At 65.0% G+C, this 23,072-nt stretch carries 16 protein-coding genes and 1 pseudogene; 6 read left to right on the forward strand and 11 right to left on the reverse strand.

Translation table 11 applies throughout. The annotated features are described in order from the left end of the window. Positions 1-66: 66 nt before the first annotated feature. The 3 genes from AADZ78_RS00285 to AADZ78_RS00295 all read right to left on the reverse strand — a co-directional run bounded on the left by AADZ78_RS00285 (position 67) and on the right by AADZ78_RS00295 (position 2,574). Positions 67-1,107, reverse strand: a complete 1,041-nt coding sequence (locus tag AADZ78_RS00285; RefSeq protein WP_372510603.1) for a bile acid:sodium symporter family protein — start codon at positions 1,105-1,107, stop codon at positions 67-69. A 17-nt stretch (positions 1,108-1,124) separates the two neighbouring features. Further along, the gene (locus tag AADZ78_RS00290; RefSeq protein WP_085253027.1) at positions 1,125-1,475 is read right to left on the reverse strand and encodes a hypothetical protein; all 351 of its coding nucleotides are present in this window, start codon (positions 1,473-1,475) and stop codon (positions 1,125-1,127) included. A gap of 61 nt (positions 1,476-1,536) precedes the next feature. Then, the gene (locus AADZ78_RS00295; protein WP_085253028.1) at positions 1,537-2,574 is read right to left on the reverse strand and encodes an LpqN/LpqT family lipoprotein; all 1,038 of its coding nucleotides are present in this window, start codon (positions 2,572-2,574) and stop codon (positions 1,537-1,539) included. 197 nt (positions 2,575-2,771) lie between these two features. Here AADZ78_RS00295 and leuS point away from each other — a divergent pair, with 197 nt between their 5' ends. After that, on the forward strand, positions 2,772-5,684 hold the full coding sequence (leuS, locus tag AADZ78_RS00300; RefSeq protein ID WP_085253048.1) for a leucine--tRNA ligase: 2,913 nt from the start codon (positions 2,772-2,774) through the stop codon (positions 5,682-5,684). Here leuS and AADZ78_RS00305 read toward each other — a convergent pair. The 8 genes from AADZ78_RS00305 to AADZ78_RS00340 form a co-directional block, all read right to left on the reverse strand. Continuing rightward, the gene (locus AADZ78_RS00305) at positions 5,673-6,353 is read right to left on the reverse strand and encodes an SDR family oxidoreductase (RefSeq protein WP_085253029.1); all 681 of its coding nucleotides are present in this window, start codon (positions 6,351-6,353) and stop codon (positions 5,673-5,675) included. The two genes, leuS and AADZ78_RS00305, sit on opposite strands and share 12 nt — an antisense overlap. Before the next feature lie 30 nt (positions 6,354-6,383). Next, the gene (locus AADZ78_RS00310) at positions 6,384-6,887 is read right to left on the reverse strand and encodes a MarR family winged helix-turn-helix transcriptional regulator (protein WP_085253030.1); all 504 of its coding nucleotides are present in this window, start codon (positions 6,885-6,887) and stop codon (positions 6,384-6,386) included. 139 nt (positions 6,888-7,026) lie between these two features. Further along, positions 7,027-7,779, reverse strand: coding sequence for a GntR family transcriptional regulator (locus tag AADZ78_RS00315; RefSeq protein WP_085253031.1), 753 nt, complete (start codon positions 7,777-7,779; stop codon positions 7,027-7,029). 95 nt (positions 7,780-7,874) lie between these two features. Then, complete coding sequence (locus tag AADZ78_RS00320; protein ID WP_085253032.1) at positions 7,875-8,660, reverse strand: LLM class F420-dependent oxidoreductase; 786 nt, start codon at positions 8,658-8,660, stop codon at positions 7,875-7,877. Between the two features lie 15 nt (positions 8,661-8,675). Continuing rightward, positions 8,676-9,578, reverse strand: coding sequence for an alpha/beta fold hydrolase (locus AADZ78_RS00325; protein ID WP_085253033.1), 903 nt, complete (start codon positions 9,576-9,578; stop codon positions 8,676-8,678). A 32-nt stretch (positions 9,579-9,610) separates the two neighbouring features. Further along, positions 9,611-10,720 carry an inositol-3-phosphate synthase gene (locus AADZ78_RS00330; protein ID WP_085253034.1) on the reverse strand — a complete coding sequence of 370 codons (1,110 nt, stop codon included), beginning with the start codon at positions 10,718-10,720 and terminating at the stop codon, positions 9,611-9,613. Positions 10,721-10,782: 62 nt separating this feature from the next. Continuing rightward, on the reverse strand, positions 10,783-11,322 hold the full coding sequence (locus AADZ78_RS00335) for a PadR family transcriptional regulator (protein WP_085253035.1): 540 nt from the start codon (positions 11,320-11,322) through the stop codon (positions 10,783-10,785). Positions 11,323-11,489: 167 nt separating this feature from the next. Then, positions 11,490-12,344: a DUF1707 SHOCT-like domain-containing protein gene (locus tag AADZ78_RS00340; protein WP_085253049.1), complete on the reverse strand. Its 855-nt coding sequence runs from the start codon at positions 12,342-12,344 to the stop codon at positions 11,490-11,492. Positions 12,345-12,449: 105 nt separating this feature from the next. Between AADZ78_RS00340 and AADZ78_RS00345 the strand changes: the two genes are divergently transcribed. From AADZ78_RS00345 to AADZ78_RS00365, 5 genes and pseudogenes are all read left to right on the forward strand, one after another. Beyond that, positions 12,450-12,905, forward strand: coding sequence for a DUF5318 family protein (locus tag AADZ78_RS00345; RefSeq protein ID WP_085253036.1), 456 nt, complete (start codon positions 12,450-12,452; stop codon positions 12,903-12,905). After that, positions 12,898-15,366 (forward strand): transglycosylase domain-containing protein, encoded by a 2,469-nt coding sequence (locus tag AADZ78_RS00350; RefSeq protein WP_139829041.1) that lies wholly within the window; start codon positions 12,898-12,900, stop codon positions 15,364-15,366. Before AADZ78_RS00345 ends, AADZ78_RS00350 begins: the two co-directional genes overlap by 8 nt. Further along, positions 15,363-16,985, forward strand: coding sequence for a glycosyltransferase family 87 protein (locus AADZ78_RS00355; RefSeq protein ID WP_085253038.1), 1,623 nt, complete (start codon positions 15,363-15,365; stop codon positions 16,983-16,985). The genes AADZ78_RS00350 and AADZ78_RS00355 overlap by 4 nt, the downstream gene beginning before the upstream one ends. Continuing rightward, positions 16,985-17,623, forward strand: a complete 639-nt coding sequence (locus tag AADZ78_RS00360) for a DJ-1/PfpI family protein (RefSeq protein WP_085253039.1) — start codon at positions 16,985-16,987, stop codon at positions 17,621-17,623. The genes AADZ78_RS00355 and AADZ78_RS00360 overlap by 1 nt, the downstream gene beginning before the upstream one ends. A 225-nt stretch (positions 17,624-17,848) precedes the next feature. Next, a pseudogene (locus tag AADZ78_RS00365) lies at positions 17,849-23,068 on the forward strand (type I polyketide synthase); the annotation flags it as partial. Positions 23,069-23,072 lie beyond the last annotated feature (4 nt).

A 23,072-nucleotide genomic window follows, 5' to 3' on the forward strand; every position in this document is an offset into this window, starting at 1 on the left:
CAAAGCGCAGTGTCTTGCACGCCCGCGATAAACATGCGCCCACAATACGAGTTCAGCGGATCGACGTCAGCCGGAATCGACGCACTCCCCTGGTTCGTCGGGCCCCCGCGCTGCGGCGGCCGTGGCCGCGCCGGCATCGTCGGCCGCCTCGCGCCCCAACCGGGTGGCGATCATCGAGCAGACGACCAATTGGATCTGGTGAAAGAGCATGAGCGGCAACATGATCAACCCGACCGTGGCGGCGTCGAAGAACACCCACGCCATCGGAAGCCCCGCGGCCAGGCTCTTTTTGGAACCGCAGAAAAGCAGCACGATCGCGTCGCCGCGGTCGAGCCGCGCCAGCCGTCCGATCACCGTCGTCCAGGTCAGCACCACCGCGAGCAGCACGAGGGCAACGACAGTGACCGAGACCAAATGCCTGGGATCGATGCTGACCCAGATTCCCTCGACGACACCCATCGAAAAGGCGGTGTACACGACCAGCAGGATGGACGCGCGGTCGGCCAGCTTGATCAGCGCCGCACGCTGGGCGACCACAGGTGCGAGCCATGGCCGAACCAGCTGACCCAGCCCGAATGGCACCAACAGCTGCAGCACTATTTCGCTGATCGCACGGTCATCGACGCGCAACCCGGCGCCGGTGTTCATCAGCAGCACCACCAACAGCGGCGTGAGAACGAGACCGACCAGGCTGGACAGGGAAGCGCTGACAATCGCGGCCGAGACATGGCCGCGCGCCATCGACGTAAACGCGACCGAGGACTGCATCGTCGACGCGACGAGACACAAGAACAGCACCCCGTGGTACAGATCGGTCGTGAGCAGCGACGGCACCAGCACCCGAGCGGCCAGTCCGAGTAGTGGAAAAATAACAAAAGTGGTGGTCAGCACCAAAAGGTGCAGCCGCCATTGGCGCACGCCGTGCCACGCTTGCCGCGGCGACAACCGGATGCCGTAGAGGAAGAACAGCAACGCGATGGCCGCTCTGGCTGCGACCGACATAATGTCGGCGGCGCTACCGCGAGCCGGCAGCAGGGCGGCGATGGCGACCGTCACGGCCAATGCCAAGAGGAATGTATCGACCCGGATCGCTTTCAGCCGCTTCAACACGACGAAGTGCGGTTCTAGTGGCAGGACAGGTTGCAGGCTGCGCAGGCGCCGCCGCAGCTGGGCGCGCGCGAGCGCGCCGACTCACGGCGGAGCGCGTATCGCGCGCTCTGCCAAGAGCCCGTGGCCAGTGTGCCGAATGCACCGCCAACACAGACGATCACCAGCACCAAGGCGGTGCGCGGGGAGACGGCCAGCGCCACCACTCCCCCAGCCGCCAGCATGATCGCGGCGGCCAACTGAGTGGGCGCCATCGCGCGCAGCGCCAGCTGGGTTGCGTCCCGGGTGGGTTCGTGAGCTAGCGACCAGACGCCGAATATCGCCGACGCGACCGCCGCGCACATGCACAGTACGCCCGCGATAAACATGCGCTCACAATACGAGCTCAGCGGTGAACTCGCTTGCTTGACTCCACAGATGGGCGGAAGGCTAGCGACCGGGGACAGGCGCCACCGTGGTGAGAGGCGGCGGTGCGGGTGCCAGGCTGGGCACGGGACCGAGGTTGGTCACTGGCTGTTGTCCCGGCAGGGCAAGGGGTGCCGGATGGCTTGGCGTGGCGGGCACCTGGGCAGGCGCCGTCGGTGCGGTGACCCGCGCGGGGGACCGAGCGCCCGCCGCTGGTGCCGCCACCCCGAAGCCGTTGATGATGGCGTCGGTGGCCGGGGCATCGGCAACCGCCTGGGACGCGGCCGTGGTCACCGACAACGACACCAGGTACTTGTCGGGTCCTGAGCTGGCGATGACGTGGCGCCGCGAAGTGTTGAGTGTCATGTCGTTTTCGCGGTAAGTGCCCTCGATGACTGACGACGGGAAGCTGCCGAGGTTGGCCATTGAAGCGTTGGTCGTCTGCCAGGCGAGCAGTTGCTGGCTGTCGACGTAGCCGTGGGTGATGGCCTCGGCGGGATCGAAGTCACCGACCAGCTTGTACACGACCACCTGCGCGTTCGACGTGTAGATGCTGGTGCCGCCGACCCGATCGGCGATCACGGCGAACGCGTCGGGCACGTTGGGGTCGGGCACATGCGTCCAGCGAGGGGGCATCGGCAACGTGATATCGAGCGCCTTGAACCCCTGGGGCCGCTGGGCCTCGAGCTTGACTCCTTTCGCGTGGAGGTAATCCCGCAGCGTCCCGGTGATGGCCGGAGTCATCGTGGGTGGCATCGGCGCCGCCGCGGGCGCGGTCCCGATGCCCGTGGGTGCAAGCGGCGACGTGGCCGGCGCGGGCGCCGGTGCCTGCGCCGGTGCCGGGGCGAACCTGTTGGTATTGACGCCTCCGGGGACCGCCGTAAGGTTCTGGACCGGCGGTGCCACCATCTGCGCGGGGCTTGGGGTAGGGACGGGGGGCAATGGAGGCAATGGAAACCCAGGATCTGCCGATGCTCTACCGCCCGCAATGATCATGACGCCGACGAAACCGGCGGCCATGCCCCCGGCGAACACCCGCCAGGTACGCGCGATGTGAATCATTTTCGTCGGTACCTCCACATAACTCGGGCGCCACTGCCCGCCATAGTGGGTGAATGTAACTAGTGCTCAAAGGCGCCGACCAGGCTTGAAATAGACCTGGGATGAACCTCTGATCGGTGCGCAACCCAACCGATACCAACCCGTGGCCGGCGGATTGGCCACGGCCGTTGCAGGGCCGCCCTTATACCCTGTTGGGCGTGACCGAATCGCCGACCGCACCACCTGACGGCACGTCGGGTGTCATGTCCGGTCTTCAAGACGCGGACTCCGACGCGCCGCGGTATCGCTACACCGCCGAGCTTGCGGCCAAGGTGGAACGCACCTGGCAGGACAATTGGGCCCGGTTGGGAACATTCAACGTGCCAAACCCGGTCGGATCGCTGGCCCCGACGAATGGTCGCACGGTGCCCGACGACAAGCTCTTCGTGCAGGACATGTTCCCCTATCCTTCCGGCGAGGGGCTGCACGTCGGCCATCCGCTGGGCTACATCGCCACCGACGTCTACGCCCGGTACCACCGGATGACCGGCCGGAACGTGTTGCACGCACTGGGGTTCGACGCCTTCGGGCTCCCAGCCGAGCAATATGCGGTACAGACCGGCACCCACCCGCGTACCAGGACCGAGGCCAATATCGTCAACTTTCGCCGCCAGCTGGGCCGGCTGGGCTTCGGCCACGACAGCAGGCGAAGCTTCTCGACGACCGATGTCGAGTTCTACAAGTGGACGCAGTGGATCTTCCTGCAGATCTACAACGCCTGGTTCGACCGCACAGCCAACACGGCCCGTCCGATCTCCGAGTTGATCGCCGAATTCGACTCCGGCACAAGGCGCCTTGAAGATGGACGGGAATGGGCGGAGCTGTCGGCGGGGGAGCGGGCCGACGTTATCGACAGCCGCCGGCTGGTCTACCGCGCAGACTCGATGGTGAACTGGTGTCCGGGGTTGGGCACGGTGCTGGCAAACGAAGAGGTCACCGCCGACGGCCGCAGCGATCGAGGCAACTTTCCGGTATTCCGAAAGCGGTTGCGGCAGTGGATGATGCGAATCACCGCCTATGCCGACCGGCTGCTTGACGACCTCGATGTGCTGGACTGGCCCGAGCAGGTCAAGACCATGCAGCGCAACTGGATCGGTCGCTCGACCGGGGCCTCGGCGCTATTTTCGGCGACTAAGGCCGACGGCTCGCAAGTCGACCTCGAAGTGTTCACCACCCGGCCCGACACCTTGTTTGGCGCCACGTATCTGGTGCTGGCCCCCGAGCACGACATGGTTGACGACCTGGTCGCCGCGACCTGGCCGGACGGCGTCAACCCTTCATGGACGTACGGCGGCGCCGCCCCCGCCGAGGCCGTCGGCGCGTACCGCCGTGCAATCTCGGCCAAATCGGACCTCGAGCGCCAGGAGAGCAGGGAGAAGACCGGCGTTTTTCTGGGCAACTACGCCACCAATCCGGCCAACGGCGAACCGGTTCCGATCTTCATCGCCGACTACGTGCTGACCGGCTACGGCACCGGGGCGATCATGGCTGTCCCGGGGCATGACCAACGGGACTGGGACTTCGCCCGGGCGTTGGGTCTGCCGATCGTCGAAGTCATTGCCGGCGGTGACATTTCAGAGGCGGCATACGTGGGCGACGGCATCCTGGTGAACTCCGGTTACCTCAATGGCATGGACGTCGGTGCGGCCAAGGAAGCCATCACCGCTCGATTGGAATCCGAGGGCCGGGGGCGGGCTCGGATCGAATACAAGTTGCGTGACTGGCTTTTCGCGCGGCAGCGGTATTGGGGCGAACCGTTCCCGATCGTCTACGACAGCGACGGACGCGCGCATGCACTCGACGAGGCCGCGTTACCAGTCGAGCTGCCCGATGTGCGTGACTATTCGCCGGTGTTGTTCGACCCCGACGACGCCGATAGCGAGCCGTCACCGCCGTTGGCCAAGGCGACTGACTGGGTGCATGTCGAGTTGGATCTCGGCGACGGCCTAAAACCCTACAGCCGTGACACCAACGTGATGCCGCAGTGGGCCGCCAGCTCTTGGTACGAACTGCGCTACACCGACCCGGATAACTCAGAGCGGTTCTGCGCCAAGGAAAACGAGGCCTACTGGATGGGTCCGCGGCCCGCCGAACACGGCCCCGATGACCCCGGCGGCGTCGACCTCTACGTCGGCGGCGCCGAACATGCGGTGCTGCATCTGCTGTATTGCCGATTTTGGCACAAGGTCCTGTACGACCTCGGTCACGTCAGCTCACGTGAGCCTTACCGCCGGCTGGTTAACCAAGGCTATATTCAGGCGTTCGCCTATACCGACTCGCGCGGTTCGTATGTGCCGGCCGAGAAGGTGATCGAGCGCGACGACGGGTTCTTCTATCCGGGGGCTGACGGCGAGATCGAGGTATTTCAGGAATTCGGCAAAATCGGTAAGAGCCTGAAGAATTCGGTGTCGCCCGACGAGATCTGCGACAAATACGGAGCCGACACGCTCCGGGTGTACGAGATGTCGATGGGACCGTTGGAGGCCTCACGTCCCTGGGCAACAAAGGATGTCGTAGGCGCGCATCGCTTCCTGCAACGGGTGTGGCGACTGGTGATCGACGAGGTCACCGGCGAAACGCGGGTGGGTGACGAACAACTGGACACCGAGACCCTGCGCGCATTGCACCGCACCATCGCTGGAGTAACCGAAGACTATGCGGCACTACGCAATAACACCGCGACTGCCAAGCTCATCGAGTACACCAACCATCTCACCAAGCAGCATCGTGGCTCGGTGCCCCGGGCCGCGGTTGAGCCGCTCGTATTGATGTTGGCGCCGTTGGCCCCGCACCTAGCCGAGGAGTTGTGGCTGCGGCTGGGCAACACCACCTCGTTGGCGCATGGTCCCTTCCCACAGGGCGATCCCGCGTACCTCGTCGACGACACCGTTGAGTACCCAGTTCAGGTGAACGGCAAGGTGCGAGGCCGGGTGGTGGTTGCCGCCGACGCGGACGATGAGGTGGTGAAAGCTGCTGCCCTGGAAGACGAAAAGGTGCGGGCGTTCTTGGCCGGTGCCACCCCGCGCAAGGTGATCATCGTCCCTGGCCGGCTAGTCAACCTAGTTGTTTAGGGGTGGTTTGGGCCGGATGACCACCTCATGCACCTGGCCATCCGGAGGGGTGGCGACCACGTTGGCGACGACGTTGGCGACGGTTTCGGGTCGGAGGAACTTGGCCGGGTCGTAGTCGCCACCCTCGAAAGCCACGAGTTCACGCTGCATTTCGGTATCGACGCGGCCCGGATGGATCGAGGTCACCCGCAGCGCCGGTTCATCCTGGCGCAGTGTATCGGCGAACGCGCGCAATGCGAACTTGCTGGCTGAGTAGGAAGCCATGCCCGGTGAAACATTGTGGCCCGACCCGGAATTGATGAACACCACCTGACCGCGAGCCTGCCGCAGCGCCGGCAACAGCGCTAATGTAAGAGCCACCGCGCCAAAGACATTGACGTCGAACGTAGCCCGCCACTCGTCGACGTGTGAGTCGGCGAAGTGGCCCGGGATGGACATTCCGGCGTTGTGCACCAGCACGTCGAGTTCGTCGACGACTTCACAAGCGGCCGTGATCGATTCGGTGTCGGTCAGGTCCAGCGGGAACGTTGTGGAGCCCAGCCGTTCTGCGACGGCATCCAGCCGAGCGGAGGGGCGGCCGGCCAACAGCAGGGTATGGGTCGGCGCCAGGGCCGTGGCGATGGCCGAGCCGATGCCACCGCTGGCGCCGGTGACGAATGCGGTTGGCATCACGTCAGATCAGTTGGGAGTCGAGCACTTTCATGCTTGTCTGCGTGCAGCGGAATCTCCCGCACCGCTGGTGGCCGGTTCGCCGAGGGCAAGGCGGTCCAGCGGCGCCAACGCCTTCATCAGGGTGTCCAGATCGGACTGGGGGAGTTGGTTGAGCATCGCGGCCAGGGCGGCGTGCCGGTTGGCAAGCGATTCGGCGTGAACCGCCCGCCCTTGGGGCGTGATGTCCACCAACACCGCTCGCAGATCGGACGGATCGCGCGAGCGTTTCACGAGCCCGATCTTTTCCAGCCGGCGGATCGCCACTGTGGTGGTAGGGGTCCGCACGCGTTCATGCGCCGCCAGGTCGGTCATGCGGATGGGACCGCGATCAAGCAAGGTGACCAAAATTGACAGTTGCGCCAGCGTCAATTCCCCGGCGACCGCACCGTTCGGATCGCCACGTCGCAGTATCGCGAATAGCTTGGACAGCGCACGATGCAGTCCTTCCGCCAGCTCCGTAACCTCCGGCGCAATGGATTCGCTGTCCGCCATAAGTCGGCAGTCTAACCCTACGGACCGGTAGCGGAAGACTTTGCCCAAAGACAACGTTGGATGTCGAACCGGCAAAGCCTAGTGCGTGGGTAACGATTGGTGAATGTGTTTGGCCGCCAATAAATCTTGTAGATCCCGTTCAGAAGACGATCGCCGACGGCTCGCGAGTTTCTGACTGTGGATGCTGAATGTGTGCGCTCAGGGCGGGTACCTCAAACGAGCCGGAATACACGCCATCGGGTGGGGCGAACACTCGGCGCCGAAACAATTCGGCCAGCATGGTCTGGGCCATCAGGTTAGAGCGTCCGATGCAGGCAGCCCGCGCAGCATCGGGGTCGCGCCGGTGGATTGCGGAGGTTTCCTCTTCGTAGTACGGCAGCATGTCCTCGCGGCTGTTTTGGTAAGTCATCCAGAACGTGCGGGGGATGAGGTTTTGCGACGCGCGGATGGTGGCATGTAGCCGCGGTCCCGCGTACTCGTCGTTGACCATGCGTCGGTATTCCCACGCGATCTCGGAGAAATGCCGGGCTTCCTTGGCGGCGCGGAGCGATCGCATGAGCGCGTCGAGCTCCCCCAGGATCCGCGGTGTGGGATTGGCGGCCGCGCGCGCGGAGGCGATGCCGTTGAGCAGGCCGTCGAGTTCGTGGTGCTCGAGGACGGTGGCTTCGTCGAAACGCTCGACGAACGCGCCCCGGTGATAGCGAGTCGAAACGATGCCGTCGTGTTCGAGTTGAACCAGCGCCTCTTGTACGGGGACGCGGCTAACACCCAGTCCCTGCGCGATTTCGTTGCGGTCGACACGGTCGCCGCTGCGCAATTTGCCAGTCAGGACCAGGTTGAGTATGTGCGAAACAACCTGGTCCTTTTCTTTGATCCCATATTTCTTCGGCATTTGCTGTCGTATCTCTCCCGTCGCCGCCATCGGCGATGGGCAAGTTTCTCACGGCGGGGCGGGTGGGTTCAGACATTTCGCAGATGAAGTGAGGCTCAAAGGTGATCGCGCCACCGGCACAGTGCGGCGGCCGCGCTGAGGTCGTAATCCGCGCCGTCGCAGCCGACGGTCAGGATCGTCACGCCCAGGCTGGTGAGGGCTTCAGCGTCAGCGATCAGAGCGCTGCCGTCCTGGACCGCGGCCGAGCGTTCGATGGTGGCCGGGTCCCGGCCGACGTCCTCGCAATGCCGACTGAGCACCGCAGACTTCGCCGGGAATTCGTCAGCCGAAGTGAAGCTGTGCCACATGTCGGCGTGCTCGGCAACCAGCCGCAAGGTCTTGCGTTCGCCACCGCCGCCGATCAGCACCGGGATGTCCCGGGTGGGCGGCGGGTTCAGTTTGGCCAGCCGCGACTTGATGCGGGGGAGCGCGGCCGCCAGGTCGTCGAGCCGGCTGCCTGCGGTGCCGAACTCGTAGCCGTACTCGTCATAGTCCTTGTCTTTCCAGCCCGATCCGATGCCGAGGACCAGCCGACCAGCGGAAATGTGGTCGACCGTACGGGCCATGTCGGCCAGCAGCTCCGGGTTGCGGTAGGAGTTGCAGGTCACCAGGGCGCCGATCTGGATGCGCGAGGTCTGTTCGGCCCAGGCCGCGAGCATGGTCCAGCATTCGAAATGTGGACCGTCGGGATCGCCATAGAGGGGAAAGAAGTGGTCCCAGTTGAAGGCGATGTCCACACCGATGTCTTCACAACGGCGAACCGCATCCCGGATCTGGCTGTAATGCGGGGCGTGTTGCGGCTGGAGTTGAACGCCGATACGGATCGGGAGGTCTGCAGTCATAGGACCACCGTAAGCTCAGCGTCCGTCGATCACCCCGCGCACGATCTCGATCAACGCGCGCGGTTGGTCACTTTGCACGGAGTGGCCCGAATTCTCGACGATGTGCGCGCCACGGAACTGCGTCGCGCGCCGGCTGAGCTCGACGACGTCCTCGTCATTGACGAAGCCCGATGAGCCGCCGCGAACCAGCGTGATGGGCGCGGACAACGCGTCGACGTCGTCCCACAAGCTCGCGAAGTCGGGGAAGGTGCGGATGGCGTCATAGCGCCACACCCAGTTGCCGTTGTCGAGCTGACGGGAGTTGTGGAACACCCCGCGCCGCAACGCCTTCACCTCGCGGTGGGGCGCGGCGGCGATGGTCAGGTCCAGCATGGCCTGAAAGCTGGGGAACTCGCGCTCGCCGTGCATCAACTCCACCGTGCCGCGCTGTTCGGCCGTCATTTCGGCGTGCCGCTGCAACGCCGACGGGGTGACGTCGACGAGGACGAGTTCCGGCACCAGTTCGGATGCCAGCGCGCCGAGGCGTATCGCGGTCAGCCCGCCCAGTGACATGCCGACGACGAATTCGGCGCTGGGCGCCAGCTCGCGCAGCGCCGGCGCCAGGGTGTCCGCGTTGTGCTGCGGCGAGTAGTCGCCGTCCTCCCGCCAGGCGGAGTGACCGTGTCCGGGAAGGTCCACGGCCAGCGCGGGCTCGCCGAGGCCGACGATCACGGTGTCCCAGGTATGTGCGTTCTGACCACCGCCGTGCAGGAAGATCACCCGCGGCGCGGGCCCACCCCAGCGCAGTGCACTGACGGAGCCCGCTTCGACCCGCTCGACGTCGGGAAGCGGACCCGTCACGCCGGCCTGCTCGGCGTTCTCGGCCAGCAGATCGAACTCGGACAGCCCACTGAGATCGTCGTCGGAGATCTCGGTCACGACCCCGACTCTACGGCGCGAGTTAGGTGTCCCTACGTGCCCGAGATGAACTCTTCGAGCTGCGCGCGCGCGATGTCGTCGGGCAGCTGCTCGGGCGGGCTCTTCATCAGGTAGGCCGACGCCGGAAGCACCGGTCCGCCGATGCCGCGGTCCTTGGCGATTTTGGCTGCACGCACCGCGTCGATGATGATGCCGGCGGAGTTCGGCGAGTCCCACACCTCGAGCTTGTATTCCAGGTTCAGCGGCACGTCACCAAAGGCGCGGCCTTCCAGACGCACGTAGGCCCATTTGCGGTCGTCGAGCCAGGCGACGTGGTCGGACGGGCCGATGTGGACGTTCTTGTCCTCGACCTTTCCGGCGAGCGAGCCGGTGAGGTTGGACGTGACGGCTTGGGTTTTGGAGACCTTCTTGGACTCCAGGCGCTCGCGCTCGAGCATGTTCTTGAAGTCCATGTTGCCGCCGACGTTCAGCTGGTAGGTGCGGTCCAGTGTGACGCCGCGGTCCTCGAACAGCTTGGCCATCACGCGGTGAGTGATGGTCGCGCCCACCTGGCTCTTGATGTCGTCGCCGATGATCGGCACGCCGGCATCCTTGAACTTCTTGGCCCATACCGGGTCGGAGGCGATGAATACGGGCAGCGCGTTCACGAACGCCACCCCGGCGTCGATGGCGCACTGGGCGTAGAACTTGTCGGCCTCCTCCGAGCCCACCGGCAGGTAGGAAACCAGCACGTCGACCTTGTTTTCCCTGAGGACCTGCACGACGTCGACTGGCTCGTCATCGGACAACTCGATGGTGTCGGCGTAATACTTGCCGATGCCGTCCAGCGTCGGGCCGCGCTGTACGACCACGTTGGTTGGCGGCACGTCGGCGATCTTGATGGTGTTGTTCTCCGAGGCGAAGATCGCGTCGGACAGGTCGAAGCCGACCTTCTTGGCGTCCACGTCGAACGCGGCCACGAATTTGACGTCGCGAACGTGGTACTGGCCGAAGCGCACGTGCATCAGGCCCGGCACCGTCGAGGTGTCGTCGGCGCTGTAGTAGTACTCGACGCCCTGCACCAGCGAGGACGCGCAGTTACCGACGCCCACAATGGCGACCCTGACCTCTGTCGACGTCTGTGGCGCGTTGTGCTCACTCATTACGGCGTTCTCCTAACCTCATGACTTCTGGGGTGTTCTAGGTGTTCTGTGTCGTGCAGGGTTTACGTCTGTTCCGCGTGGGGCGCTGCCCGTTCCGCGGCGATGAGCTCGTTGAGCCACTTGACCTCGCGCTCGCTGGACTCGAGCCCAAGTTGATGCAGTTGACGGGTGTAGCGATCAAACGAACTGCTGGCCCGCGCGATCGCGTCACGCAGACCTTCCCGTCGTTCCTCGACCTGACGGCGACGGCCTTCGAGAATGCGCATCCGCGCCTCGGCCGGGGTGCGGTTGAAGAACGCCAGGTGCACCCCGAAGCCGTCGTCGGTGTAGTTGTGCGGGCCGGTGTCGGCGACCAGCTCACCAAAGCGCCGGCGGCCCTCGTCGGTCAGCTGGTAAACCCGCCGGGCGCGCCGCACCGGGGTGCCCGCGGGGGCGGCATTCTCGGCGATCAAACCTTCGGCCTGCATGCGCCGCAGCGCGGGATACAACGAGCCGTACGAAAATGCCCGAAAGGCGCCGAGCAAACCCGTCAGCCGCTTGCGCAGCTCGTAACCATGCATTGGCGATTCGATCAGGAGACCCAGGATGGCGAGCTCCAGCATCGAGTCACCTCCTTCTGCCTGGCTGGTTATATGAGTCGTTACGACGGTTCGACGCCTCGCGCCATCGTATCGCCTCGATATATTAGCGACAACACCACCTGGCGTTAGTGCGCTGTTAGTCACAGTTGCGCGAGTTGACCGGCGTCGGCCGACCTACACCGCAGAAGTTACGGGTAGTTCACCTGCTTGATGGTTCCGTCGCCCGCGAATTCGATGTAGCCGCTGCCGTAATCGCTGGAGACATACAGGGTCAGCGACACCGCTCCCGGCGTGGTCGGGTCGGTGGCAGGCTCGACGATCAGGTAGGTGGACTTGACGTCGGGTTGCTTGATGCCGAGGGTTTCCGGGGCACCTCGCAGAATGCCCACGGCCGTCTTCACGTCGAACTTGCTCAGGTCTACCAGGACGCTGTCGACGCTGCTCTTGGCCGAGCTGCTGGGATCGCCCCAGCCGCCGCGATAGGTGTAGTTGAGCACCCGGCGGTCGTCCTTGGGATCCTGGCGGTCCAGCGACGCGTACTCGGGATAGATCACCAGCCGGTAGCCCATGGTGTCGCCGAATCTTTTGCGGGTTTGTTCCAGCAGGCCGGTCAGTCCACCGAGGGATTGCAGTTGCTTGGGCGGGGTGAGCACCACGGGCGCGATACCGTCGGGCTTAGCTCCGGGATCCGTGGTGAAGTCCAGCGGCGATTTGGTGTTGCCGTAGAGGCCCCAGCCAATGCCGACGCCTAGCAACACCGAAACGGCGAAGGCGGCGATCGTGATGCCCAGCCCGGTGCGCTTCGCCCGCGTTTTGAGCGCGGGCATTTGCGCGGGAGCGCTCTCGGACTGCAGATCGGATATCAGGTGTTGCAGCTCGCCCAGAGTCACGGCCTTGGTGGCCGCGCTGACCCGTTCGCGGTGCTCTTCCATCGAGATCTCGCCGTCGCCCAGGGCGTTGTCGAGAATTCGGCACGCGTCTTGCCGGTCGCTGTCTTTTGCCCGCGTCGACGTCGTGCCCGGCCATTTCGCCACGGGGAAGATCGTAGAAGTCCACCGCGCCGTCCAAGCACCCAATACCCCAGTACACGCTCAGCAACAGCGTCGGTTGCGTATCGGTGGTGGGGAAGGGGACGTACTCTGGTCAGCGTGCGACTGCAGCGACAGGTGGTGGACTACGCGCTTCGGCGGCGGTCACTGCTGGCCGAGGTGTACTCGGGGCGCACCGGCGTGTCCGAGGTCTGTGACGCAAATCCCTATCTGCTGCGCGCCGCAAAGTTTCACGGGAAACAAAGCCAGGTGATGTGCCCGATCTGCCGTAAGGAGCAGCTCACCTTCGTGTCCTGGGTGTTCGGCGAGCATCTCGGCCCGGTGTCGGGTTCGGCACGCACCGCCGAGGAGTTGGTCATGCTGGCGACCCGGTTCTCAGAGTTCGCCGTTCACGTGGTGGAGGTGTGCCGAACCTGCAGTTGGAATCATCTGGTTAAGTCCTACGTTCTGGGCGCAGCACGTCCGGCGCGTCCTCCTAGGGTCCCCACCGGTGCCCGTCCCAGGGGCACTCGCACGCGCCCGGCGCGCAACGGCGCCCGCACGGCCAGTGAATAACGAAGGGCGCCACCAGCAGTCGTCTAGTGACGCCCCAGGCGGGTCGACGGCTGACCACGTGGTCCAGCGTCGCCAGGTTCCCCCCGACGACAGGATGACCGCGATCATCCCAGCCGTGGACGATGACCGCGCACCCCGCCAGGTCGACCCCATCGAGGCGGTCAAGGCCGCTCTCGACAGTCCCGGATCGGCGCCGCCGCAGGAGCGCGACCCGCTCGACCAGGTCAAAGCTGCGCTGGACGCGCGGCCCTCCCGCCGCCATCGTTCCGGCGTCGGACGGCGACCACCGGGCGGGCCGCCGCCCGGGCCGCCCGGGCCGATTGGCTTCCGGAGCCCGCGACCGAGGCCGGACTGGACCCAGCAGATCAACTGGAAATGGGTTCGGCGCTCGCTAGTCCTGGCGGCGGCGGTGCTGATCCTGCTACCGATTGTCACCTTCACGATGGCCTACCTCATCGTCGACGTTCCCAAACCGGGTGACATCCGCACCAACCAGGTCTCCACAATCCTGGCCAGCGACGGCTCGGAGATCGCCAAAATCGTTCCACCCGAAGGCAACCGGGTCGATGTAAACCTCAATCAGGTGCCGGTACCCGTGCGCCAGGCGGTGATCGCCGCGGAAGACCGCAACTTCTATTCCAACCCAGGTTTTTCGTTCAGCGGCTTTGCGCGGGCGGTGAAGAACAATCTTTTCGGCGGTGATCTGCAGGGCGGATCGACGATCACCCAGCAGTACGTCAAGAACGCGCTGGTCGGTTCCGCGCAGCACGGGTGGAGCGGTGTGCTGCGCAAGGCCAAGGAGTTGGTCATCGCGACCAAGATGTCGGGGGAGTGGTCCAAAGACGATGTGCTGCAGGCCTATCTGAACATCATCTACTTCGGTAGGGGCGCCTACGGCATTTCGGCGGCTGCCAAGGCTTACTTCGACAAACCCGTCGAGCAGCTCACCGTCTCCGAAGGAGCACTGTTGGCCGCGTTGATCCGGCGGCCATCCACGCTGGATCCGGCCGTGGATCCCGAAGGCGCGCTGGCCCGCTGGAACTGGGTGCTCGACGGAATGGTGGAAACCAAGGCACTGTCTGCGAACGACCGTGCGGCACAGATGTTTCCCAATACCGTGCCGCCCGATCAGGCCCGCACCCAAAACCAAACCAGCGGCCCCAACGGACTGATCGAACGGCAGGTGACCAAGGAACTGCTCGAGCTGTTCAATATCGATGAGCAGACGCTGAACACCCAAGGGTTGCAAGTCACCACCACGATCGATCCCCAGGCGCAGGCGGCCGCGGAAAAGGCGGTGGCGAAGTACCTCGACGGGCAGGACCCGGACATGCGGGCTGCGGTCGTGTCCATCGATCCGCACAACGGTGCGGTGCGCGCCTACTACGGCGGATCCAATGCCAATGGCTTTGATTTCGCTCAAGCGGGTTTGCAGACCGGCTCGTCGTTCAAGGTGTTTGCTCTCGTCGCTGCGCTCGAGCAAGGGATCGGCCTGGGTTACCAGGTCGACAGCTCGCCACTGACGGTCGACGGCATCAAGATCACCAACGTCGAGGGCGAGAGTTGCGGCACCTGTAATCTCGCCGAGGCCCTCAAGATGTCGCTGAACACCTCTTATTACCGGCTGATGCTCAAGCTCAAGGGTGGACCACAGGCCGTTGCCGACGCCGCACATCGGGCCGGTGTCGCGGAGAGCTTCCCAGGTGTGTCGCACACGTTGTCCGAGGACGGCAAGGGTGGGCCACCCAACAACGGGATCGTGTTGGGCCAGTACCAAACCCGGGTGATCGACATGGCGTCGGCATATGCCACGCTGGCCGCTTCCGGCATCTATCACCGGCCGCACTTCGTGCAAAAAGTGGTCAACGCCGAAGGGCAGGTCCTCTTCGACGCCGGCACCGCGGACAGCGGTGGCGACCAGCGCATCCCCAAGGCAGTCGCCGACAACGTCACCGCGGCGATGCAGCCGATCGCCGGCTATTCGCGTGGTCACAACCTAGCCGGCGGGCGGCCGTCGGCGGCCAAGACCGGCACCACCCAGCTGGGCGACACCACCTCCAACAAGGACGCCTGGATGGTCGGGTACACGCCGTCACTGTCCACCGCGGTTTGGGTGGGCACCGTCAAGGGCGACGAGCCGCTGGAAACTGCCTCGGGCGCAGCGGTTTACGGTTCAGGTCTGCCGTCGGACATCTGGAAGGCGACCATGGACGGCGCCCTGAAGGGCACCCAGAACGAGACGTTCCCCAAGCCCACCGAAATCGGCGGCTACGCGGGTGTTCCCGCGCCGCCCCCGCCACCGCCGGTGCCACCATCGGAGACCGTGATCCAACCCACCGTCGAAGTGGCGCCCGGAATCACCATCCCGGTCGGTCCGCCCACTACCATCACCCTCGCGCCGGCGCCCCCAGGGCCGCCGTCGGTTCTGCCGCCCACTGAAAACCCCACGCCGCCGCCGTGACCCGTGCACAGTCGCAGCGCGTCGGCACCTCGCCGGCGCGGTTGGCAGCAGATCGGCGTAGCGCAGATAACCGCGATTGCCCAAGCCGTACCGACGTTTTGGGCGCCGCACTGGCCGGTGTTATCGGGGGGCCGGTCGGCCGGCACGCGTTGATCGGCCGTGCCCGGTCTCTGACCCCGCTGCGCGCGATGTTTGCGATCGCCTTGGTGTTCCTCGCGCTCGGCTGGTCGACGAAGGCGGCCTGCCTGCAAAGCACCGGTACCGGACCAGGCGATCAGCGGGTGGCCAACTGGGACAACCAACGCGCCTACTACGAGCTGTGCTACTCCGACACCGTGCCGCTGTATGGCGCGGAGTTGTTGAGCCAGGGCAAGTTTCCGTACAAGTCGAGCTGGATCGAAACCGACAGCAGCGGCACACCGCAGACCCGCTACGACGGTCAGATCGCGGTGCGGTACATGGAGTATCCGGTGCTGACCGGGGTCTATCAGTACCTGTCGATGGCGGTGGCCAAGACCTACACCGCGTTGAGCAAGCTTGGTCTGGTACCGGTAGTCGCCGAGGTGGTGATGTTTTTTAACTTCGCCGCATTTGGGCTGGCGATGGCCTGGCTGGCCACCGTCTGGGCGACCGCGGGCTTGGCGGGCCGGCGGGTCTGGGATGCGGCGCTGGTGGCCGCCTCTCCGCTGGTGATCTTTCAGATCTTCACCAACTTCGATGCGCTGGCAACGGTTTTCGCGATGGGTGGTCTGCTGGCGTGGGCGCGGCGCAGACCGGTGCTCGCCGGTGTGCTGATCGGGCTGGGTGTCGCGGCCAAACTGTATCCGCTGTTGTTCCTTGGTCCCTTGCTGGTGCTGGGAATCCGGGCGGGACGGTTACGCGATGTTGTCCGCACTACCGTGGCCACCGCGGTGACCTGGCTGTTGGTGAACTTGCCGGTGCTGGTGCTTTATCCGCGGGGCTGGTCGGAATTCTTCCGGTTGAACACCCGCCGCGGCGACGACATGGATTCGCTGTACAACGTCGTGAAGTCGTTCACCGGGTGGCGCGGGTTTGATCCCAGCCTGGGCTTCTGGGAACCGCCGGTGCTGCTGAACGCCGTTGTGACGGTGTTGTTCGGATTGTGTTGCGCGGCAATTGCTTACATCGCGTTAACCGCGCCGCAGCGGCCGCGGCTGGCGCAGCTGACGTTTTTGGTGGTGGCAGCGTTCCTGTTGACCAACAAGGTATGGAGCCCGCAATTCTCGCTCTGGTTGGTGCCGCTGGCCGTGCTGGCCCTGCCGCATCGCCGGATCCTGTTGGCGTGGATGACGATCGACGCGCTGGTATGGGTACCCCGGATGTATTACCTGTACGGCAACCCGAACCGCTCGCTGCCAGAGCAATGGTTCACCACGACGGTGCTGCTGCGCGACATCGCGGTCGTGCTGCTATGCGCATTGGTAGTCCGGCAGATCTACCGCCCCAACGAGGATTTGGTGCGCTGGCAAGGTCGGGTCGACGATCCAGCGGGAGGAGTCTACGATCGCGCGCCGGACGCCGTACCTGGCTGGTTGCCGCACTGGTTGCGTCCGACCGCGCTGAGGCAGCGGGTCGCTACTGTCCCTCTGGAGGCTTGATGCAGGTCGTGATCCCGCTGTTCCCGCGCTTCACCGCTCTGGACGCAATCGGGCCTTATGAAGTCCTGCAACGTATTCCGTCGATGGACGTGGTGTTCGTGGGGCATCAGCGCGGCGAGGTACGCACCGAAAATGGCATGCTCGGCGTGACATGCGATGCCACCTTCGACGAAGTCGGCGCGCCGGATATCGTGGTGTTCCCCGGTGGCATTGGGACCCGCGTGCTCCTCGACAACGAAACCATCCGCGGCTGGCTGCAATCGGTGCATCCGCGAACCACATTCACGACGTCGGTATGTACCGGTGCGCTATTGCTCGGCGCCGCAGGACTTCTCGATGGGCTCACCGCGACGACGCATTGGCGGGCCGCCGACGAGCTCAACCGACTGGGTGCGCGGTATGTGCCGGACCGCGTCGTCGAGCATCTCCCGCAACGAATCATCACCGCCGCCGGCGTGTCCAGCGGCATCGACATGGCCTTGCGGCTGGTTGAGCTGCTCGTCGATCGGGAGGCCGCGCAGGCCGCGCAGCTGCTCATCGAATACGACCCGCAGCCGCCGTTCGACACGGGCGCGCTGGCCAAGGCCGACGTGGCGACAAAGGCCCGGGCCGCCGAGTTCCTGCAATCTCGCAAATGACTGCTGGGAGCGCCATCAGTACGAAACTGTTGCTCACAGGGCCTCTGCCACATGAGCGGCGGTGACCGCGTGGGCTGTACTCGCGAGTTCGTCGTCGAAGAAGGCCCTTACCTTCTCGATAGGCATCAAACCGCGGCAGTAGCTATTTCTCAAGTGGGCAGACCCGGGTGATTCATACTATTTGCGGACCCCGCAGGAGCGTAGTTAGCAGCAACTAAGTGTCAGATGAGGAGTCAGCTCGTGGAGCATGGTGGTGGTGCTGGCCCCGGGTTTGTTGGTGGGTCGGCGGGGTGTGGGGGTGGTGATTTCGTCGCGATTGTGGGGATGGCGTGTCGTTTTCCGGGTGCGTCGGATTTGTCGGGGTTGTGGTGTTTGTTGCGTGATGGTGTGGATGCGGTTGATGTGGTTCCGCGGGGTAGGGGTATTGGTGTGGGGCGGGCGGGTTTGATTGAGGGTTGTGATGAGTTTGATGCGGGGTTTTTTGGGATTTCGCCGCGGGAGGCGGCGTCGATGGATCCGCAGCAGGGTTTGGCGTTGGAGTTGTGTTGGGAGGGGTTCGAGGATGCCGGGATTGTTGTTGATCGGTTGACGCCGTTGTCGGTGGGTGTCTTTTTGGGTGTGATGGCTAATGATTTCGCGGATTTGATGGGGACTGTTCCTGATGAGCAGATTAGTCCTTATTTGCATACCGGTATGGGTCGGAGTTTGATCGCTAATCGCGTTTCTCGCGCGTTGAGTTTGTCGGGGCCGAGTTTGACCGTCGATACCGGCCAGTCGTCGTCGTTGGTGGCGGTTCATTTGGCGTGTGAGAGTTTGCGGCGTCGGGAGTGTGGGGTTGCGTTGGCTGGTGGTGTGAATTTGATTTTGTCGCGCCATCACAGTCTGCGGACGGCGAAGTTTGATGCGCTTTCCCCGGACGGGCGGTGTTATGTCTTCGATTCGCGTGCTAATGGGTATGTGCGTGGCGAGGGCGGTGGGGTGGTTGTGTTGAAATCGCTGGCTGACGCTGTGCATTCGGGTGACCGGATTTATGGCGTTATCCGGGGTAGTGCGATCAATGCGGGTAGCGCTCATGCCGGTATCACGGTTCCTTCGGAATCTGCTCAAGCCGACGTGATCACACGCGCGTTGGCTAATGCCGGGCTGGGTCCTGAGGAGATTGGCTATGTGGAGCTTCATGGGACGGGCACTGCGGTGGGTGATCCTGTTGAGGCGGGCGCGCTTGGCGCTGTTTATGGAAATGCCCGGGGGCGGGGCGCGGCGTTGGGTGTTGGTTCGATCAAAACCAATATCGGTCATCTGGAGGGCGCGGCCGGAATCGCTGGCCTGATCAAGGCGGCATTGTGTGTGCAGCGGCAAGAACTTGTCGCGAGCCTGAACTTCTCGAAAGCCAATCCGCGGATCCCGTTGGATGAATTACGTCTGCGGGTGGTGACCAAGCATGAGCGCTGGCCTGCCGGCAGCGGCTCGCTGTCGGTTGGTGTGTCCTCGTTTGGTATGGGCGGCAGCAATTGCCATGTCATCGTGTGCCCGCCGTCGCGGTCGCCCGAGGCCGATGTTGTCTCGGCGCAGGTGACAGCGGCCCCGGTTGTGGCCGAGGCGGGGTTGGCGCTGGCGTGGGTGGTGTCGGCCAAGACCGAGACCGGGCTTAAAGCGCAGGCGGCCCGGTTGGGCTCGTATGTGGCCGACCATCCCGGGTTGGGGGCCGCCGATGTGGGGTTGTCGTTGGCCACCACGCGGGCGGGGTTGGAGCATCGGGCGGTGGTGGTGGGTGCCGATCGTGGCGAGTTGCTGGCCGGGTTGGCCGGGTTGGCGGCCGGGTCCCCGACACCGGGGGTGGTGACCGGGCGTGTGGCAGACGGTAAGACCGCGTTCGTGTTTCCTGGTCAGGGGGGCCAGTGGCCGGCCATGGCGGTGCAGTTGTGGGATTTCTCGCCGGTGTTCGCCGCGCAGATGCGCGCGTGCGGGCAGGCGCTGGCCCCGCATGTGGGGTGGTCGTTGGAAGAAGTGCTGCGCGGCGGGGATGAGTCGTGGTTGACCCGGGTGGATGTGGTGCAGCCGGCGTTGTTCGCGGTGATGGTGTCGTTAGCGGCGTTATGGCGGGCCTGCGGGGTGACACCTGACATGGTGATGGGCCATTCCCAGGGCGAGATCGCCGCGGCGTATGTGGCCGGCGGGCTGAGTTTAGAAGACGCGGCAAAGGTGGTGGCGCTGCGCAGCCAGGCGATCGCCGAGCTGGCCGGGTCGGGCGGGATGGCTGCGATCGGGTTGCCGGCAGCCCAGGTCGACCAGCGGCTGACGCAGTACGGCCAGCGGGTGTCGGTGGCCGCGCTCAACAGCCCGGCCTCCACGGTGGTCTGCGGCGAGCCGGCGGCATTGGACGAATTGGTGGCCGCCTGTGCGGCCCAAGGGGTGTTCGCCCGGCGTATCCCGGTGGATTACGCCTCGCATTCAGCGCAGGTGGAGGTTGTTGAGCAGCGGCTGGTGGCGCAGTTGTCGGGGATTAGCCCGCGGTCGGGCACGGTGCCGTTTTACTCCACGGTCACCGGTGAGCAGCTAAGCACCGAGGCCCTCGACGGCCGGTATTGGTATGCCAATTTGCGTCAGCCGGTCCAGTTCGAGCGGGCCACTCGCGGGCTGATCGAGCAGGGGTGTCGGGCGTTGATCGAGATGGGTCCGCATCCGGTGTTAGCGGTCGCGATGGCCGAAACGGTTGAGGCCAGCAGCGCGGGTGCGGTGGCGGTGTTGGGTTCACTGCGCCGCGACGAAGGCGGTTGGCCGCGCTTTGTCACCTCACTCGCCGAAGCAAACGTGGCCGGAGTCAGCGTGAACTGGGCAACGATATTTGCCCTGCATCACCCCACGCGAGTGCGATTGCCGACGTATGCATTCCAGCGGCAGCGGTACTGGCTGTCGGGCAGGTCGGTGGGGGATGTCGCGTCGGTGGGTTTGTCGGGGGTGGGGCATCCGTTTTTGGCCGGGGGGGTGTGTTTGGGGGGTGAGCGGGGGTGGTTGTTTAGCGGGAGTTTGTCGGTGCAGACCCATCGGTGGCTGGCTGATTATGCGGTGGCTGATGTGGTGTTGGTGCCGGGGTCGGCGTTTGTGGAGTTGGTGTTGGCTGCGGGGGCTAGGGCTGGTGTGCCGCGGGTAGAGGAGTTGGTGATTGAGGCGCCGTTGTTGTTGCCTGAGCAGGGCGCGGTGGCGTTGCAGTTGTTGATCGGCGGCCCGGATGCCGAGGGTCGCTGCGGGTTTGAGGTGTATTCACGTCCGGAGCACTCTGTTGGGCTAGCTGGTGATGGGGATGTGGGGGTGGGGTGGGTTCATCACGTTAGTGGTGTGTTGGTGGCCGGTGTGGATGGTGGGGAGTTAGAGGAGTGGTCGTCGGTGTGGCCGCCGCCGGGTGCGGTTGCTGTGGCTGGTTCGTTGTATGACCAGCCGGGCGGGGTGGGTGGTTTTCATTATGGTCCGGCGTTTCAGGCGGTGCGTGCGGTGTGGCGCCGGGGTGAGGAGTTGTTTGTTGAGGTGGGGTTGGATGCTGATCTGATCGGTGAGGCGGCGGGTTTTGGGGTGCATCCGGCGTTGTTGAACGCGGCGTGGCATGTGGCCCCGGATTTGTGGGGTGACCAGTCGGCGTCGGGTGGGTTGCCGGTGTCGTTTGCTTGGGGTGGGGTGTCGTTACGGCGCGGGGTGTTTCGGCGTTGCGGGTGGCGATCGGTTCGGTTGAGGGCGGGGGGTTGTGGTTACGGGCGGTGGATGAGGTTTGGGGCGCCGGTGGTGTCGGTGGAGTCGGTGCAGTTTCGGCGGGTGGATGCTGTGGCGTTGGGTCGGGTGGGGGCGCGGCGGCTGGATTGGCTGCATGAGGTGGACTGGGTGGCAGTACAAAGCCCGCCTGAGGGGGTGGTGCCGGGGGTGGCGGTCCTTGATCGCGGCGGGCCGATGGAGTTAGCGGGGGAGGGTGTGCGGTGTTATCCGGATTTGGGGGCGTTGATCGCCGTGGTTGGTGCGGGGGGCAGCGCACCGGAGGTGGTGTTGACCGCGGTGCCGATCGCCGCTGCTGGTGTTGGTGAGGTTCGTGGGGGGTTGTATGACACCTTGGAGCTGATTCAGGCGTGGTTGGGTGAGCCGGTTTTGGGGGGTTCGCGGTTGGTGGTGGTGACTCAGGCGGCGGTGGCGGCTGTTGAGGGTGAGGTGCCTGATTTGGCGGGTGCGCTGGTGGAGGGGTTGTTGCGCAGCGCGGCGTCGGAGCATCCGGGCCGGTTTATGTTGCTCGATCTTGATGGCAGTGCGGCGTCGTGGGCGGCGGTGCCGGCGGCGGTGGCCCAGCGTGGTGAGCCGCGGTTGGCGGTGCGCGACGGTGTGGTGTTGGCGCCTCGGCTGGTGCAGGTGAGCGAGCAAGTCGGGGATCCGGTGGCGGGGTCGGTGTTTGATCCGGCGGCGGCGGTGTTGATCACCGGGGGGACTGGGGTGTTGGGGATGGCGCTGGCCCGGCATGTGGCGGCCCGGTATGGGGTGGGGCATGTGGTGTTGGTGAGTCGGGGTGGTGCGGCGGCGGCCGGGGTTGAGCAGTTGGTTGCGGAGTTGGGCGAGTTGGGGTGTGGGGTGCAGGTGGTGGCCTGCGATGTGGGCGATCGTGAGCAGTTGGCGGGGTTGGTGGACAGCGTTTGTGGTGAGCATCGGCTGGGCGCGGTCATTCATGTTGCTGGGGTGTTGGCGGATGGGGTGATTGAGTCGCTGGATCGTGCGCGGGTGGAGCAGGTGTTGGCGCCCAAGGTCGATGGTGCGTGGCATTTGCATGAGTTGACCCGGGAGATGGGGTTGTCGGCGTTTGTGTTGTTTTCTTCGGCTGCTGCGGTGTTGGGCAGCGCGGGGCAGGCCAATTATGTGGCGGGCAACGCGTTTTTGGATGCGTTGGCGTGCTACCGGCGCGGGCAGGGGTTGGCGGGGGTGTCGTTGGGGTGGGGGTTGTGGGAGCAGGCCAGCGCCATGGCCGGCGAGATGCAGCGGATGGGGTTGGCGGGGATGTCGACCGAGCAGGGTTTGGAGTTGTTTGATCTGGCGTGTGCGCGCGGTGAGCCGGTGTTGGTGCCGGCGCGTCTGGATGTGGCCGCGTTGCGTCGCCAAGCGCGGTTGGGGTTGTTGCCGGCGGTGTTGAGTGGGTTGGTGAGTCTTCCGGTCGCGGCGGCTTCGGCTGGCGGTTCGTTGGCCCAGCGGCTGGCTAGAGCAGCTGAGGCGGACTGGGATGCGGTGTTGTTGGCGGAGTTGCGGGGTCAGCTGGCCGCGGTGTTGGGGCACTCCTCGCCGGAGGCGGTGGCGGCGGAGCGGGCGTTTAGCGATCTGGGGTTGGACTCGCGGGGCGCGGTGGAGTTGCGTAACCGGTTGGCTCAGGCCACGGGTCTGACGTTGCCGGCCACGGTGATTTTCGATCACCCCAACTTGGCTGCGGTGGCTG

Source organism: Mycobacterium riyadhense (assembly GCF_963853645.1).
GTDB lineage: Bacteria > Actinomycetota > Actinomycetes > Mycobacteriales > Mycobacteriaceae > Mycobacterium > Mycobacterium riyadhense.